The sequence below is a fragment of the Streptomyces sp. HUAS MS02 genome (genome assembly GCF_055702265.1).
In genome coordinates this window covers 264,791-278,260 of sequence record NZ_CM146747.1, presented here as the reverse complement: position 1 = coordinate 278,260, position 13,470 = coordinate 264,791, and the positions used below count along the sequence as shown (strand labels likewise).

Genomic DNA, 13,470 nt, shown 5'->3' with positions numbered 1-13,470 from the left:
GTGGACGTACCGACGTCACAGGCCCCCGGACGGCCCCGGCCCACCCACCAGGTGCGGGACGCCCATCGGCTGCCGCCCGCGCTGGTGGCGGACCGGGTGGGTGTCGATCCGGCCGTGGGGCTCAGCGCCCGGGAGGCCGCCGAGCGGGCGGCCGCGTACGGTCCCAACCGGCTGGCCGAACCGGCCCGACGGCCGGAGTGGCTGAAGTTCCTCGACCAGTTCCGCAACTGGCTCATCGGCATCCTGCTGATCGCCGCCGTGGTGGCCGGAGCCATCGGCGACGTCAAGGACGCGGTGGTCATCACCGTCGTCCTCCAGATCAACGCCGTGCTCGGCTATCTCCAGGAGCGGCGCGCCGAACGGAGTCTCGAAGCCCTGCGCCGCATGCTCGTGCCCACCGCCAGGGTGCGCCGCGACGCTGCGGAACGGGTGGTCGAGGCACATGCCCTCGTGCCCGGTGACGTGGTCCTGCTGGAGGCCGGGGACCGGGTGCCCGCCGACGGACGGCTGACCGTCGCGGAGACCGTGGAGGTGGCCGAAGCGGCGCTGACCGGCGAGTCCCAGCCCGTCGCCAAGGCCGTCGCGGCCGTCGACGCCGGCCCGTCGGGCGAGGTGGCGCTCGCCGAACGCACCGACATGCTGTTCATGAACACCGCCCTGACCCGCGGCCGTGCCGAGATGGTCGTCACCGCCACCGGCATGCGCACCGAACTGGGCGCGATCGCGGAGGCGTTGCGCACCGGCGCCGAGCCGCCCAGCCCGCTCCAGGTCCAGCTGGACAGCCTCGGCCGACGGCTCGCCCTGCTGAGTGGTGCGGCGGTCGCGGCCTACGCGCTGGTCGCGCTGGTCCGGGGCGAGAGCCTCTCGGACATCGGGCTGCGGGCGGTGGCCCTGGCGGTCGCCGCGATCCCGGAGGGACTGCCCGCCGTGCTGGCCCTGACGCTGGCCCTCGGCGTCCATCGCATGGCCCGGCGCGGCGCCATCGTCAAGCGGCTCGCCTCGGTGGAATCGCTCGGCGCGGCGACGGTCGTGTGCAGCGACAAGACCGGGACGCTCACCCTCAACGAGATGACGGTACGCAGACTGTGGGCCGCCGGGAGGCTGTACGACGTCACGGGCGAGGGCTACGGCACGGAAGGTGCCGTCCGCGGTGTCGACGTGCCCTCCGGGAGGGTCCGCGCGGCGGTGCTGCCCTTCGCCCTGTGCAACGACGCCCGTCTGACCGGCGAGGGCTTTCTCGGCGACCCGACGGAGGCCGCGCTGGTCGTGCTCGCGGCCAAGGCCGGTGTCGACGCCGACCAGGAACGCCGCGATCGGCCGCGCGTCGGCGAGGTGCCCTTCGACGCGGCCACCAAGTACATGGCCACCTTCCACACCGAACCCGACGGCCGTACCCGCGTCCACGTCAAAGGCGCGGTGGACGTGCTGCTCGGTCTGTGCGTCCGGGCGCGGACCGAGGACGGGGTGCGCGACCTCGACGAGCCGCTCCGGGACGAGATCCTCGGTGTGACGTCGCGGCTGGGCGGCGAAGGACTGCGGGTCCTCGGCGCGGCCACCGCCGTGACCGACCGCGTACCGGAACCGGGCGGACTGCCCGCTCTCACCCTGGTGTCCGTCGCGGGCATCGCCGACCCGCCCCGCCCGCAGGCGCGGGACGCCGTCCACCTGTGCCGCACCGCCGGCGTCCACGTCAAGATGATCACTGGTGACCACGCGGACACCGCGGCCGCCATCGCGCGTGAACTGGACATCGGCGGCGAGGTCGTCACCGGTGCGCAGCTGGACGCGATGACGCAGGAACGGCTCGCCGCCCGCATCGAGGACATCGGGGTGTTCGCCAGGGTCGCTCCCGAGCACAAGGTCGCGATCGTACGGGCGCTGGCGAGCCGGGGGCACATCGTCGCCATGACCGGGGACGGGGTGAACGACGCGGCCGCCCTGCGCGCCGCCCACATCGGTGTGGCCATGGGCGTCACCGGCACGGACGTGGCCAAGGAAGCCGCCGACATGGTCCTCACCGACGACGACTTCTCCACCATCGTGCGGGCCGTCCGCGAAGGACGGGCCATCTACGCCAACATCGTCAAGTTCGTCCGCTTCCAACTGGCCACCAACATCGGCGCGATCCTGACCCTCCTCAGCGCCACCCTCGCCGGTCTGCCCTCCCCGCTCACGGCCACCCAGCTGCTGTGGATCAACATCATCATGGACGGACCCCCGGCGATGGCCCTGGCCGTCGACCCCGCGCCCGACGACGTCATGCGACACCCGCCGCGCGACCCGGGCGAGCGGATCCTGGACCTCCGCCGCCTCCTCGCCGTCGGGCGGGCCGGTGCGGTGATGGCCGTCGGCACGGTGACCCTGCTGGCCGTGGCCCGTCCCCGCGTCGGCACGGACACCGCGCTGACCATGGCGTTCACCACGTTCGTACTGTTCCAGCTGTTCAACGCGCTCGGCGCCCGCGCGGACGACGGGCCGCTCCTGGGCCGCCATCAGCTGCGCAACCGCGCGCTCTGGCTCTGCCTGGCCGGCGTCCTCGCCATCCAGGTCCTCGCCGTCCACCTGCCCTGGGGGCGCGCCGTCTTCGGCACCGTGCCCCTGACCGCGGCCGAGTGGGCCGTGTGCGCGCTCACCGCCTCCACCGTGCTTCTGGCCGAACTGGCCGTCCGCGGTGCGCGATCGACGCTGCGACGACCCTGACGACCCTGACGACCCTCCTCCCGTGCGGTCGGCCCGACGGGAGGACCGGGCCCGGCTCACCGGGACAGTGGCACCACGTTCTCGTCCAGTACCTGCCCCGCCGACCGCCGAGGTGAAGGGGGGCCTTCCGGCCCGTAGCCCAGGCGGATCACCATCTGGGCATGGGCGCGGCGGCCCTCCTCCGGCGGGACGAGCCGCTCGCGCAGGTCCGGCCATTCCAGGGCCTGGTGCAGCAGGGAGGCCCGCAGCCCATGGGCGGTGGCCACCAGCAGGACGCGTTCGAGGGCCTGTCCGGCCCGCAGCCAGTCGGCCCTGCGGTCGTGCGCGGTGAACAGCACGTTGATCGACGGCCGCGTCTCGAAGGGCCGGCTGGCCAGTGCGGAGGGGTGCCGGTGGGCGCCGAAGTCCCGCAGGGGAACCCGCTCGCGGAAGTCCTGCGGACCCACCGTCGCCGGCGGCATGCCCAGGGACCCCGCGTTGGGCTCGTGCACCCAACGACGGCTCTCCGCGGCCCTGTCGGCGTCGGCGGTGTTGCGGTGCTCGGCGTCACGGGTGAGCCGCAGCAGACGGTCCGTGGCGCTGGGGCCGGGGCGCCTGAGCAGAGCACCCTCGCTGTGGGCGGCCTCGGCCAGTTCCGCCGCCAGCGCGGTGGGCACGGGCACGTCGGAGAAGGGGAACCGGCTGCTGTGCCGGCGCCACAGCGCCTCGAACAACCCGGGAAACGGCGTGGTCCGCACCGGGCCGCCGAACCGTACGGTGGCGAGCAGGTCCGGCTCGTCGGGCCGGGGCAGCAGCCGGGTCACCGGCTCCCGGCCGAAGTGGGCCACCGCCACCCTGAGGTTGAGGACGGCGCATCCGACGGAGAGGTGCAGGGCGCGGCCCGTGGGGTCGATGTGGCGCAGGCCGCGATCCGCGACGGCGCGGATCTCCAGCGTCACCGTGTCCGGATCGAGCCGGAACCGCCAGGGCTGGGTGTTGTGGATGGAGGGCGCGGCAACGGCCGCCGAGATCAGTGTCTCCAGCGTCCGGGCGTCGAGGGTCTCGGACCACATCAGAAACTCCTCCCCGCCCCGCGTACGCGGAGCCGGTGGGCCTTGGAGGCGGACCCTGCCCAGTGTGGTGGCCCCGCCCCGGGCGCGGCATGGGCCGTACGGTCCCGCCCCCCGCCGGTCGGCCCGGGTGCCCCGCCCCGCGCGGCAGTTGGGGCCGAAGGGCCCGGCGAAAGGACTGTGCGGCCCCCTGCGCGCGCGGTGGTCCTCCACGAGGCTGCGCACAGGAGCAGCCAGGCCCGAGAGCAGGAGGCGCGCACCATGCAGCGACACGTGACCGTCGGAATCGACGAATCGACCGAGAGCCTCGCCGCGGCGCACTGGGCGGCCAGGGAAGCCCTGCGCCGGGGCGCCGAGTTGAGGCTCGTGCACACCTGGGCGTGGCACCCGCGTCCGCCCGCCTCCGTACCGGCCGACGTCAGTGAGCTCCGCTGGGCCGAACAGACGCTGGACCGGGCGGTCGGCAGCGTGCGGTCCGCACACCCCGGACTGCGGCTCGTCGACCGGCTCGTCGCGGACTCCCCGGTGGACACGTTGCTGGAGGAGGCCGAGAAGGCGGAACTGCTGGTGCTCGGCTCCCGTGGACTGGGCGCGGTCACGGGGTTCGTCGTCGGCTCGGTCTCACAGCGTCTGGTCGCCAGGTCGCCTCGTCCCGTGGTGCTCGTCCGGGCCCGGCAGACCCTCGCCGACGAACACCTCCCGGCCCCGGACGGCATCTCGCCCGAGGAGATACCCGAGACCCCCTACCGAGACGTGGTCCTCGGGCTGGACACCTCGCGTCCCTGCGACGAACTCGTCGAGTTCGCCTTCGCCGCCGCGGCGCGGCGTGACGCCCGGCTCCGCGTGGTCCACGCGTACCGGGTCCCCGCGGCCCACACCGTGGACGACACCTCCGTACCGACACCGGCACCCGAGCTGCTCGCGGCGCGGGAGCGTGCCGTCGTGGCGACGCTGCGCCCCTGGTGCGACAAGTTCCCCGGGGTCCCCGTCGTGGAGAGCGTCGTGCGGGAACGGGCCGCCACCGCGCTCGTACAGGCAGCGACCGGGGCCGGTCTGGTCGTCGTGGGACGCCGGATCCGGGACACCCGTCTCGGGATCGGTCCGCACGTCGGTCCGGTCACCCACGCGGTGCTGCACCACGCCGGCTGCCCCGTGGCCGTCGTCCCGCACCCCTGAGCCGATCCGGCTTGCGCCGACCTGACGCCCGGGGACGCCCGTGTCCCGGTCCCGACCGGCGCCCCGGCGCCCCGGTTCCAACCGGTCTCCCGGTCGGCCTCAGACGTCGGCCTCAGGCGTCGGCCTCGACGGCCGTGAGGCGGATGCCGGTGACCAGATCCGGGCGGATACGGACCGCGTGGTCCATGGTTCCGCTCACCCAGGGCCGCAGCATCGCCTGGTAGCGGGCAAGCTCCTCCGGATCGGTGACCGGACGCGCGTAGCCGGTGACGACCACGCTCCAGCCGAGGTGCGTCTCCGGATCGATGGCGTCGGCCTCGTACGCCACCACGACGCCCAGGTCGTCCGCCTCCTGGGCCCGCGCGGTCAGTGCCGTGCCCTCATGGGTGCGGATGACGATGTCGCCGTCGTCCAGCACATGGTTGACGGGACGGACGGTCGGCAGCGCGTGCCGGGTGAAGACGATCCGTCCGAAGGACACACTGCCGAGCAGCCGCAGTGCCTCGTCACTGTCGAGGTCGACTGACCGCCGGGACTTGGCGGCTCCGTTGGGTTCGCTGATCGGCATAGTGGTCTTCCGCGCGGGTGGGTGTGCGTGCTGACGGCATCAGGCATGGGCGGCCTCCATGGAACGGTGATCGCCCGTGCCGCGGTAGGGCCGTTCGGCCCCGGCCCTCCGGGCGGACCGGCCCCTCCTGGAGAGGACGCCGACGGGATCGCTCAGCTCGCCAGCTGCGACCGGCGCGACGTGCCCGGGTCCGAGCCCGCCGACGTGTCGGAGTCGTCGATGCGATGCTCCAGGTCGGCCGAGACGTCGACGACTCCGTCCACACCGCCGCACAGCCGCACCACGACCGGGACGAGGGAGCTGCGCTCGACGGTGCCACGGAGCGTGACCCGTCCGTCGACCACTCGTACGAGGATCGCGTCCGGCGCGATGCCCAGGGTGCGCAGGAGGACGTCTCCGTTGATCTCCTCGCGGATGGCGCGGTCGCCCCGCAGGAACACGCGGAGCAGGTCCGCCCTGCTGATCATCCCGACCAGCCGGCCCGCCTCGTCGACGACCGGCAGCCGCTTGACCCGATGGCGCTCCATGACCTGGGCGGCCTCGACCACCGTCCACTGCGGTCGGGCGGTCACGGCCGGAGTGCTCATCAGCCCCGCGGCCGTCGCCGCCTCCGCCTTCGCGCGGCCGGCGGGCTTCGGGTGCAGCACCGGCAGCAGACCGGCCGGATCCAGTTGTGCGGCCTCCTTGCGCAACAGGTCCGCCTCTGAGACGACGCCCACGGGACGGTCGTCGTCGTCCACCACCGGTACGGCCGTGATGTCGTACTCGGCGAGCAGCTTGGCGATCTCCTTGAACCCGGTGTCGGGGTGCACCCGGACGACCGACATGGTCATGAGGTCGCTCACCAACCGGTGCCGCATGGTCCTCGCCTCCTGAAAACACTCGTGTCTCTCCAGCTGCCTCCCACCCACTCTCCGCCTGTGCCGGGCAGGGCTCCATGGGCCGGTCGGCCCCGGCGGGGGACCTGCGGCCCCTGCTCCCCGGGGACCCGCCACCACGACGCTGCAATCGGGGAGTCCGGCCGAGGGGGGAGGGTCTCCCCGGCCAGGAGGCCGGGGAGACCCTCACGGTCGCCCCTCCTCGCCCGACCCGCCCGCAGTTCCCGACCCCGTGAGGAGCACACCGCCATGACCGTTCGCGTCGGCATCAACGGCTTCGGCCGTATCGGCCGCACCTACCTGCGCGCCGCCCTGGCCCGCGCCGAGGCCGGCACCCAGGACGTCGAGGTGGTCGCGATCAACGACATCACCTCGCCGGCCACGCTCGCGCACCTGCTGGAGTACGACTCGACGTTCGGACGCATCGGACGCGAGGTGAGCCACGACGACAGCTCGATCACCGTCGACGGCCGGCGCATCACGGTCACCGCCGAACGCGACCCGGCCGCCCTGCGCTGGGCCGACCACGGTGCCGACATCGTCGTGGAGTCAACCGGCCGCTTCCGCGACCGTGAGTCCGCCGCCCTGCACCTGAAGGCGGGCGCGCACACCGTGCTGCTGTCCGCTCCCGGCAAGGGCGTGGACGCCACCATCGTCATGGGCGTCAACGACGGCACCTACGACCGCCACCGCGACCGGATCGTCTCGGCCGCCTCCTGCACGACCAACTGCGTGGCCCCGATGGTGAAGGTCCTCGACGACGCCTTCGGCATCGAACGCGGCGTCATGACCACCATCCACGGCTACACCAACGACCAGGCCCTCCTGGACGGCCCGCACAAGGACCTGCGCCGCGCCCGCTCGGCGGCACTGAGCATCATCCCGACCAGCACGGGCGCCGCCCGCGCCGTCGGACTGGTGGTACCGGAGCTGGCCGGCGCCCTGGACGGGATCGCGGTCCGGGTGCCCGTGGAGGACGGCTCCCTGACCGACCTGGCCGTCGTGCTGGAGCGCGAGGCCACGGCCGAGGAGGTCAACGCCGCGTTCACGACGGCCGCCGACGGGCCGCTCCACGGCGTCCTGCGCGTGTCGAAGGCCCCCATCGTGTCCCGCGACGTGATCGGGGACCCGTCGTCCTGCGTCTTCGACCCGGCCCTCACCCAGGTGAACGGCACCCTCGCCAAGGTCTTCGGCTGGTACGACAACGAGTGGGGCTACACCAACCGCCTCCTCGACCTGACCGCACTGGTCGCCGACGACTGAGGACACAGGGGAAGCACGAGGAAGCACGATCCCCCGTCTGCCGCCGTGCCCGCGTCGAACCGGGGGCGGCGGGCCTAGGCTCGACAGAACGATGGGACGCCCACGGGCTCCGCGCGGCCCCGCCGCGCAGCGGGCCGCGCGGAGCCCGACGTGCCGGAGGACCGGATGCGTGACTGGATCTGGGAGTACCAGGGCTACGACCCGGGGCAGGAGGGCCTGCGCGAGGCGCTGTGCACCCTCGGCAACGGCTACTTCGCCACCCGCGGCGCACTGCCCGAGTGCGGCGCCGACTCCGTGCACTACCCGGGCACCTACGCGGCCGGCTGCTACGACCGGCTCACCTCCGAGGTGGCGGGCCACCGCGTCGAGAACGAGGACATGGTCAACCTGCCCAACTGGCTGCCGCTGCGCTTCCGGCTCACCGGCGGGGAGTGGCTGAGCCCGGACCGCCACCGGCTGCTCGACCACAGTCTGGGCCTGGACCCGGGGACCGGCCTCCTGGAGCGCCGCTCCACGTACGAGGACGGCGCCGGCCGCCGGCTGCGCGTACGGCAGCTGCGGCTGGTGCACATGGGGGATCCCCATCTCGCCGCCCTGCGCACGGAGTTCACCGCCGAGGACTTCTCGGGGGAACTGGAGGTGGAGGCCGCCCTGGACGGCCGGGTGCGCAACACCGGAGTGGCGCGCTACCGGGACCTGGAGACCAGGCACCTCGTGCACGTCCACTCCGACTCGGCGGACGCCGACACGGTGTGGCTGCGCTGCCGCACCAGCGCCTCCGACATCCGTATCGGCATGGCGGCACGGACCGTCAGCGCGAGCGGGGAGCCGTCCGAGGCCCGGCACGCGGGACGGCGGGCCGTCCAGCGGTTCCGCCTCGCCCTGACGCCCGGCCGCACCGTCACCGTGGACAAGACCGTCTCCCTGTTCACCTCCCGCGACCCGGCGATCGACGACCCGCTCCAGGCGGCCGTCGACCGGGTCGGCCACGCCCCCGGCTTCGACGAGCTGCTGGAGTCCCACCTCACCGCGTGGGACCTGCTGTGGCGGCGCGCCGATCTGGAGGTGCCCGGGAAGGCGGGCCACATCCTCCGGCTGCATCTGTTCCACGTCCTGCAGACGCTCTCCCCGCACACCGCCGACCTCGACGTCGGCGTCCCCGCGCGCGGACTGCACGGCGAGGCCTACCGCGGACACGTCTTCTGGGACGAACTGTTCGTCCTGCCCTATCTGAACCTGCACTTCCCCGAGGTCTCCCGGGCCCTGCTGACCTACCGTCACCGCCGCCTGGCCCGGGCCCTGACCGCGGCCGGGGACATCGGGCGGACCGGGGCCATGTACCCCTGGCAGAGCGCGAGCGACGGCCGTGAGGAGACCCAGCGACTGCACCTCAACCCGCGTTCGGGGCGCTGGCTTCCCGACCACTCGCACCTCCAGCACCATGTGGGATCGGCCATCGCCTACAACGTGTGGCGGTACTACGAAGCCAGCGGCGACACCGAGTTCCTGCACACCAAGGGCGCCGAGATGCTGCTCCAGATCGCCCGTTTCTGGGCGAACGCGGCCACCTGGGACGAGGGCCTCGGCCGCTACCGCGTCCGCGGTGTCGTCGGGCCCGACGAGTACCACGAGGCCTACCCCGGGTCCGACCGGCCGGGACTCGACGACAACACGTACACCAATGTCACCGCTGCCTGGGTCCTCGCCCGCGCCTGCGAGCTGCTGGAGACGCTCCCGTGGCCGCGCCGCCGCGAGCTCGCCGACCGCACCGGCTTCGACGGCGGCGAACTCGAACTGTGGGAGGACGTCTCCCGCTCCCTCCACGTACCGTTCCACGCCGGTGTGATCAGCCAGTTCGAGGGGTACGGCGAGCTGGCCGAACTCGACTGGGCGGCGTACACGGCGAAGTACGGCGACATCCGCCGACTGGACCGGATCCTGGAGGCCGAGGGCGACACCGTCAACCGGTACAAGGCGTCCAAGCAGGCCGACGCGCTGATGCTCGGCCATCTCTTCTCACCCGCCGAACTGCGCGCGCTCTTCGACCGGCTCGGGTACCGGCTGGACGACGAGACCTGGCGGCGCACGGTGGACTACTACCTGGCCCGTACGTCCCACGGCTCCACGCTCAGCGCGCTCGTGCACGGCTGGGTACTCGCCAGGGCCCGCCGCTCGGAGGCATGGACCTTCGTCCAGGAAGCGCTCGCCGGCGACATCGCCGACCTGCAGGGCGGCACCACCGGTGAGGGCATCCATCTCGGAGCCATGGCGGGCACCCTCGATCTCGTGCAGCGCGGGCTGACCGGCCTGGAGACGCGCGGCGACACGCTGAGGCTCGCCCCCGTGCCGATCCCGGAGCTCTCCGAGTACGGGTTCTCCATCCGCTACCGGGGCCACTGGGGTGTGCACCTGCGGCTGCGGTCCGGACAGCTGCACATCACCGTGCCCGACTCCGACCGCGACCCCATCACCGTGGCCCTCGGCGACCGCACGGTCTCCGTCGCGCCGGGGGAGTCCCGCACGCTCGTCCTTCCGAACTGAGGACGCCTGGCGGGTGCCCGAGCGGTCACCGCATGGTCCTGATGGATCCGCGTGCTCTCAACTATCTTGAGAGAAAAGGGTGTTGGTGGAAACCGCCGGATACTGGCGTGGCGTCGGTACCGGTGGTGACGGCCCGTGGTGCGCGCGTCGGCGAGGCGCGGAATTCCTGAAGCGAGGACACGGCGAGGGGAGGGTTCGTGACGTATGCGAGAACGCGGCTGGTCTGCGGAAGCATGCTGATGTGCGCGATGCTGCTGGCAGGCTGCACGGACGGCGGCAGCGGTCCGGGCGACGGGACCAAGGCGGAGTCCGGCCCGGACGCCACCGGGAGCGGGAAGCCCGCGGACGAGGGCACAGGCTCGGTCACCGACGCCGACGTCCTCCCCGCCGTCTCGCCGACCGAACAGGCGGACCCGGCGAAGCAGCCGCGCACCGCGGCCGAGGCGCGGGCGCTGGTCCGGAAGGTGATCGTCGATCCGGAGTATCTGGGGGCGGGAGCGGTACCGGCGACGCCGTACGAGAGCGACCCGAACACCTGGGCCGTGCTGGGTGAGGACTGCGCATGGCAGCGACAGCGGCTGCCCAAGGACGTACTGGCCACCCTCACCCGCCACTTCGAGGTACCCGTGAAGGGCACCGAGGCGCCGGCGTGGCTGTCGACCACCGTCACGGTGCACCGGACGGCGCTGGACGCGGCCTGGGAGCAGGCCGGGATGCTGGAGGAGGCCGTCGCCTGCCGCGAGCAGACGCTACGGCCCGGCGAGCGCCTGACCGGTCTCTCCTCCATCGCCGCCGCGTGGGGTGAGAACGCCAACATGACCAGCGACGACTCGCTGACGGAGACGGGCACGTGCGTCAGCGACACGAGGGGCGGCCCGTACGACTACGACTGGACGCAGTCCGTCTTCGGGTCGGTCGTGGTCTCCACGTCCGTGTGCGGGGTCCGCGAGGGCGCGATCGACGGGGTGGACGTGGCGGTGAGGATGCTGCTGCGGGTGCAGGACGCGATCGGAAGTCCCGTCGGGTCCGGTTCGTCCTCACCGGACCCGGCCGCCCCTTCCGGCAGTCCTGGCGCCGAGGACGGGAAGGGCGGCGAGTGATGGAGCGGCTGCTTCCCACCGACCCCTCCCGCCTCGGCGGCAACCGCCTGCTGGGTCGTCTGGGAGCCGGCGGAATGGGCGTGGTCTACCTGGCCCGCACCGGGACCGGCGACCTGGCCGCGGTGAAGGTGATCCAGCCCGAGTACGCCGAACAGGCCGATTTCCGGGCCCGTTTCCGCCGCGAGGCGTCCTCCGCAGGGCAGGTCGACAGCCCCTGGGTGGTACGGGTGGTGGGCGCCGACACGGAGGCGGCCGCGCCCTGGTTGGCCACCGCGTTCGTGCCCGGCCCCTCCCTGGCCGAGGCGGTCGCGGCCTGCGGTCCCCTGCCGGACCGTGCGGTACGGGTGCTGGGCAAGGTGCTGGCGACCGCCCTGGCCGCCGTGCACGAGGCACGTCTGGTGCACCGGGACGTCAAACCGGGCAACGTCCTGCTCGCCCTCGACGGCCCCCGCCTGATCGACTTCGGCATCGCCCGCCCGACGGCGGCCGACGAGACCGAGCTCACCTCGGACGGCATGGTGGTCGGCACCCCCGGGTTCCTCTCTCCCGAGCAGGCGCGGGCGCGGCAGGTGGGCGCGGCGAGCGACGTCTTCTCGCTGGGGTGCGTGCTCGCGTACGCGGCCACCGGGCGCCCGCCGTTCGGCACCGGAGCCGTGGACGGGTTGCTGTACCGCACGGTCCACGACGAGCCCGAACTGGACGGCGTGGCGGACGCCGCCCTGCGGGCGCTGCTCGTCCGCTGTCTGGCGAAGGAGCCGGAGCAGCGGCCCACAGCCTCGGAGGTGGACGCGGAACTGGTGGAGGACGCCCCGGTCGGCACCGTCGACTGGCTGCCCGACCCGGTGGTGCGGATGATCGCCGACCGGTCGGCGCAGATGCTCGCGCTGCCGGGCATCGAGCCCACCGAGGTGTCGCGGGAGCCGCTCGGCCGCAGCCGTCGCGGGATCCTCGCCCTCGGCGGTGGCGCGGCGCTGCTGCTGGCGGGTGGAGGTGCCGCGCTGTGGGCGGCGCTGCGCGACGACGAGGACACCTCGGGGGCTGCCGCCGCGAGCGGCCCCTGGGTCATCGGCCTCCACGCGGATCTGACAGGCCCGCTGCGGGAGACCGGACGGGCGCAGGAGCGGGGTGCGCGGCTGGCGGTGGAGCGGTTCAACGCCCGCGAGGGCAGACCGTTCACGCTCGCCCTGAGGACCGAGGACGATCAGGGGGAGCCGGCCCGCGCGGTCCGGGCGGCGCGGCGGCTGACCGGCTCCGCCGATGTCCTCGCGGTGCTCGGCCCCACCGGCTACTCCTCGGCACAGGCCGCGCTGGAGGTCTACGACGGCGCGGGGATGCCGCTGGTGACGGTGTCGGAACTCTCGACCAGCGCCGCGGAATCGGCCATCGCCGGCGACACCCCCCGCTCGTACTTCCAGGCCGCGACGCTGTCCGCGTACGGTGCCCTCGCCACCGTCGCCGCACTCGGCGCGGACGGTGTGGGCAGGCTGGGCCTGCTGGGCGACAGGGCGGGCAGGCTGGCCGGGATGGAGTCCATGCTCGTCGTCGGCTTTCAGGCACAGGGCCGACTCGACCTGTATCTGCGCGTGGTGCCCGCCCTCGCGCGCACCGGCGACCTGGCACCCGTCACCGTCGACATGCTCGGCCGCGGGGTCGACGGCTTCTACTACCTGGGCACCCCCGATCGCGCCGCCGCCGTCGCGCGCACCCTCGCGGAGCGGAACTTCACCGGGCCCCGCTACCTCGACGCCGCCTCCGCCACCGCCGCCTTCCTCTCCGGGGCCGGCCGGGCGGCCGAGGGCTGGCAGGTGCTGACGTCGTACATCGGACCCGACTCCGCGCCCGTCAGCGCCTTCGCCACCGCCCACCGCAAGCGTTACGGCGGTGCGCCGGGCCCGTGGGCGGCCGAGGCGTACGACGTGACGCGCCTGCTCGCCGACCGGCTCACCGCCCTCGCCCCGAAGGGCGGGAAGCGGCCCACCCACGACCGGGTCACCCGGGCCCTCACCGCGGCCCGGTTCACCGGCGTGGCCGCGACCTACGCCTTCGACGACCGGAAGCGGATGAAGCGGCAGGTGCTCCACCGGTACCGCGTCCAGGACGGGCGGTTCGCCTACGTGGGCGCCATGGACGTCACCGGAAGCTGAGCCGATGCGCTGGAAGCGGAGGCGCCGGGCGGCGCCCAGGAGGTTCGTGGG

General features: G+C 73.5%; 9 protein-coding genes. 6 read left to right on the top strand and 3 right to left on the bottom strand.

All coding sequences use genetic code 11. The features are described from left to right. Positions 1 to 2,700: a cation-translocating P-type ATPase gene (locus tag ACZ9QC_RS01255; protein WP_472918356.1), complete on the top strand. Its 2,700-nt coding sequence runs from the start codon at positions 1 to 3 to the stop codon at positions 2,698 to 2,700. Between the two features lie 56 nt (positions 2,701 to 2,756). Here the strand turns inward: ACZ9QC_RS01255 and ACZ9QC_RS01250 are convergent, their stop codons facing one another. Further along, positions 2,757 to 3,752, bottom strand: coding sequence for an Acg family FMN-binding oxidoreductase (locus tag ACZ9QC_RS01250; RefSeq protein ID WP_472918355.1), 996 nt, complete (start codon positions 3,750 to 3,752; stop codon positions 2,757 to 2,759). 258 nt (positions 3,753 to 4,010) lie between these two features. On the opposite strand from ACZ9QC_RS01250, the gene ACZ9QC_RS01245 reads away from it, so the two are divergent. After that, positions 4,011 to 4,925 carry a universal stress protein gene (locus ACZ9QC_RS01245; protein ID WP_472918354.1) on the top strand — a complete coding sequence of 305 codons (915 nt, stop codon included), beginning with the start codon at positions 4,011 to 4,013 and terminating at the stop codon, positions 4,923 to 4,925. Between the two features lie 112 nt (positions 4,926 to 5,037). Here the strand turns inward: ACZ9QC_RS01245 and ACZ9QC_RS01240 are convergent, their stop codons facing one another. Both ACZ9QC_RS01240 and ACZ9QC_RS01235 read right to left on the bottom strand, forming a co-directional pair. Next, positions 5,038 to 5,493 (bottom strand): pyridoxamine 5'-phosphate oxidase family protein, encoded by a 456-nt coding sequence (locus tag ACZ9QC_RS01240; protein WP_472918353.1) that lies wholly within the window; start codon positions 5,491 to 5,493, stop codon positions 5,038 to 5,040. 152 nt (positions 5,494 to 5,645) lie between these two features. After that, complete coding sequence (locus ACZ9QC_RS01235; protein WP_472918352.1) at positions 5,646 to 6,353, bottom strand: CBS domain-containing protein; 708 nt, start codon at positions 6,351 to 6,353, stop codon at positions 5,646 to 5,648. A gap of 267 nt (positions 6,354 to 6,620) precedes the next feature. Here ACZ9QC_RS01235 and gap point away from each other — a divergent pair, with 267 nt between their 5' ends. The 4 genes from gap (at position 6,621) to ACZ9QC_RS01215 (ending at position 13,419) form a co-directional block, all read left to right on the top strand. Continuing rightward, a complete protein-coding gene (gene gap, locus ACZ9QC_RS01230; protein ID WP_472918351.1) occupies positions 6,621 to 7,634 on the top strand; it encodes a type I glyceraldehyde-3-phosphate dehydrogenase in 1,014 nt (337 codons plus the stop codon). A gap of 165 nt (positions 7,635 to 7,799) precedes the next feature. Continuing rightward, positions 7,800 to 10,175, top strand: a complete 2,376-nt coding sequence (locus ACZ9QC_RS01225; protein WP_472918350.1) for a glycoside hydrolase family 65 protein — start codon at positions 7,800 to 7,802, stop codon at positions 10,173 to 10,175. 197 nt (positions 10,176 to 10,372) lie between these two features. After that, positions 10,373 to 11,275 carry a hypothetical protein gene (locus ACZ9QC_RS01220; RefSeq protein ID WP_472918349.1) on the top strand — a complete coding sequence of 301 codons (903 nt, stop codon included), beginning with the start codon at positions 10,373 to 10,375 and terminating at the stop codon, positions 11,273 to 11,275. Then, positions 11,275 to 13,419, top strand: coding sequence for a bifunctional serine/threonine-protein kinase/ABC transporter substrate-binding protein (locus ACZ9QC_RS01215; protein ID WP_472918348.1), 2,145 nt, complete (start codon positions 11,275 to 11,277; stop codon positions 13,417 to 13,419). The genes ACZ9QC_RS01220 and ACZ9QC_RS01215 overlap by 1 nt, the downstream gene beginning before the upstream one ends. Positions 13,420 to 13,470 lie beyond the last annotated feature (51 nt).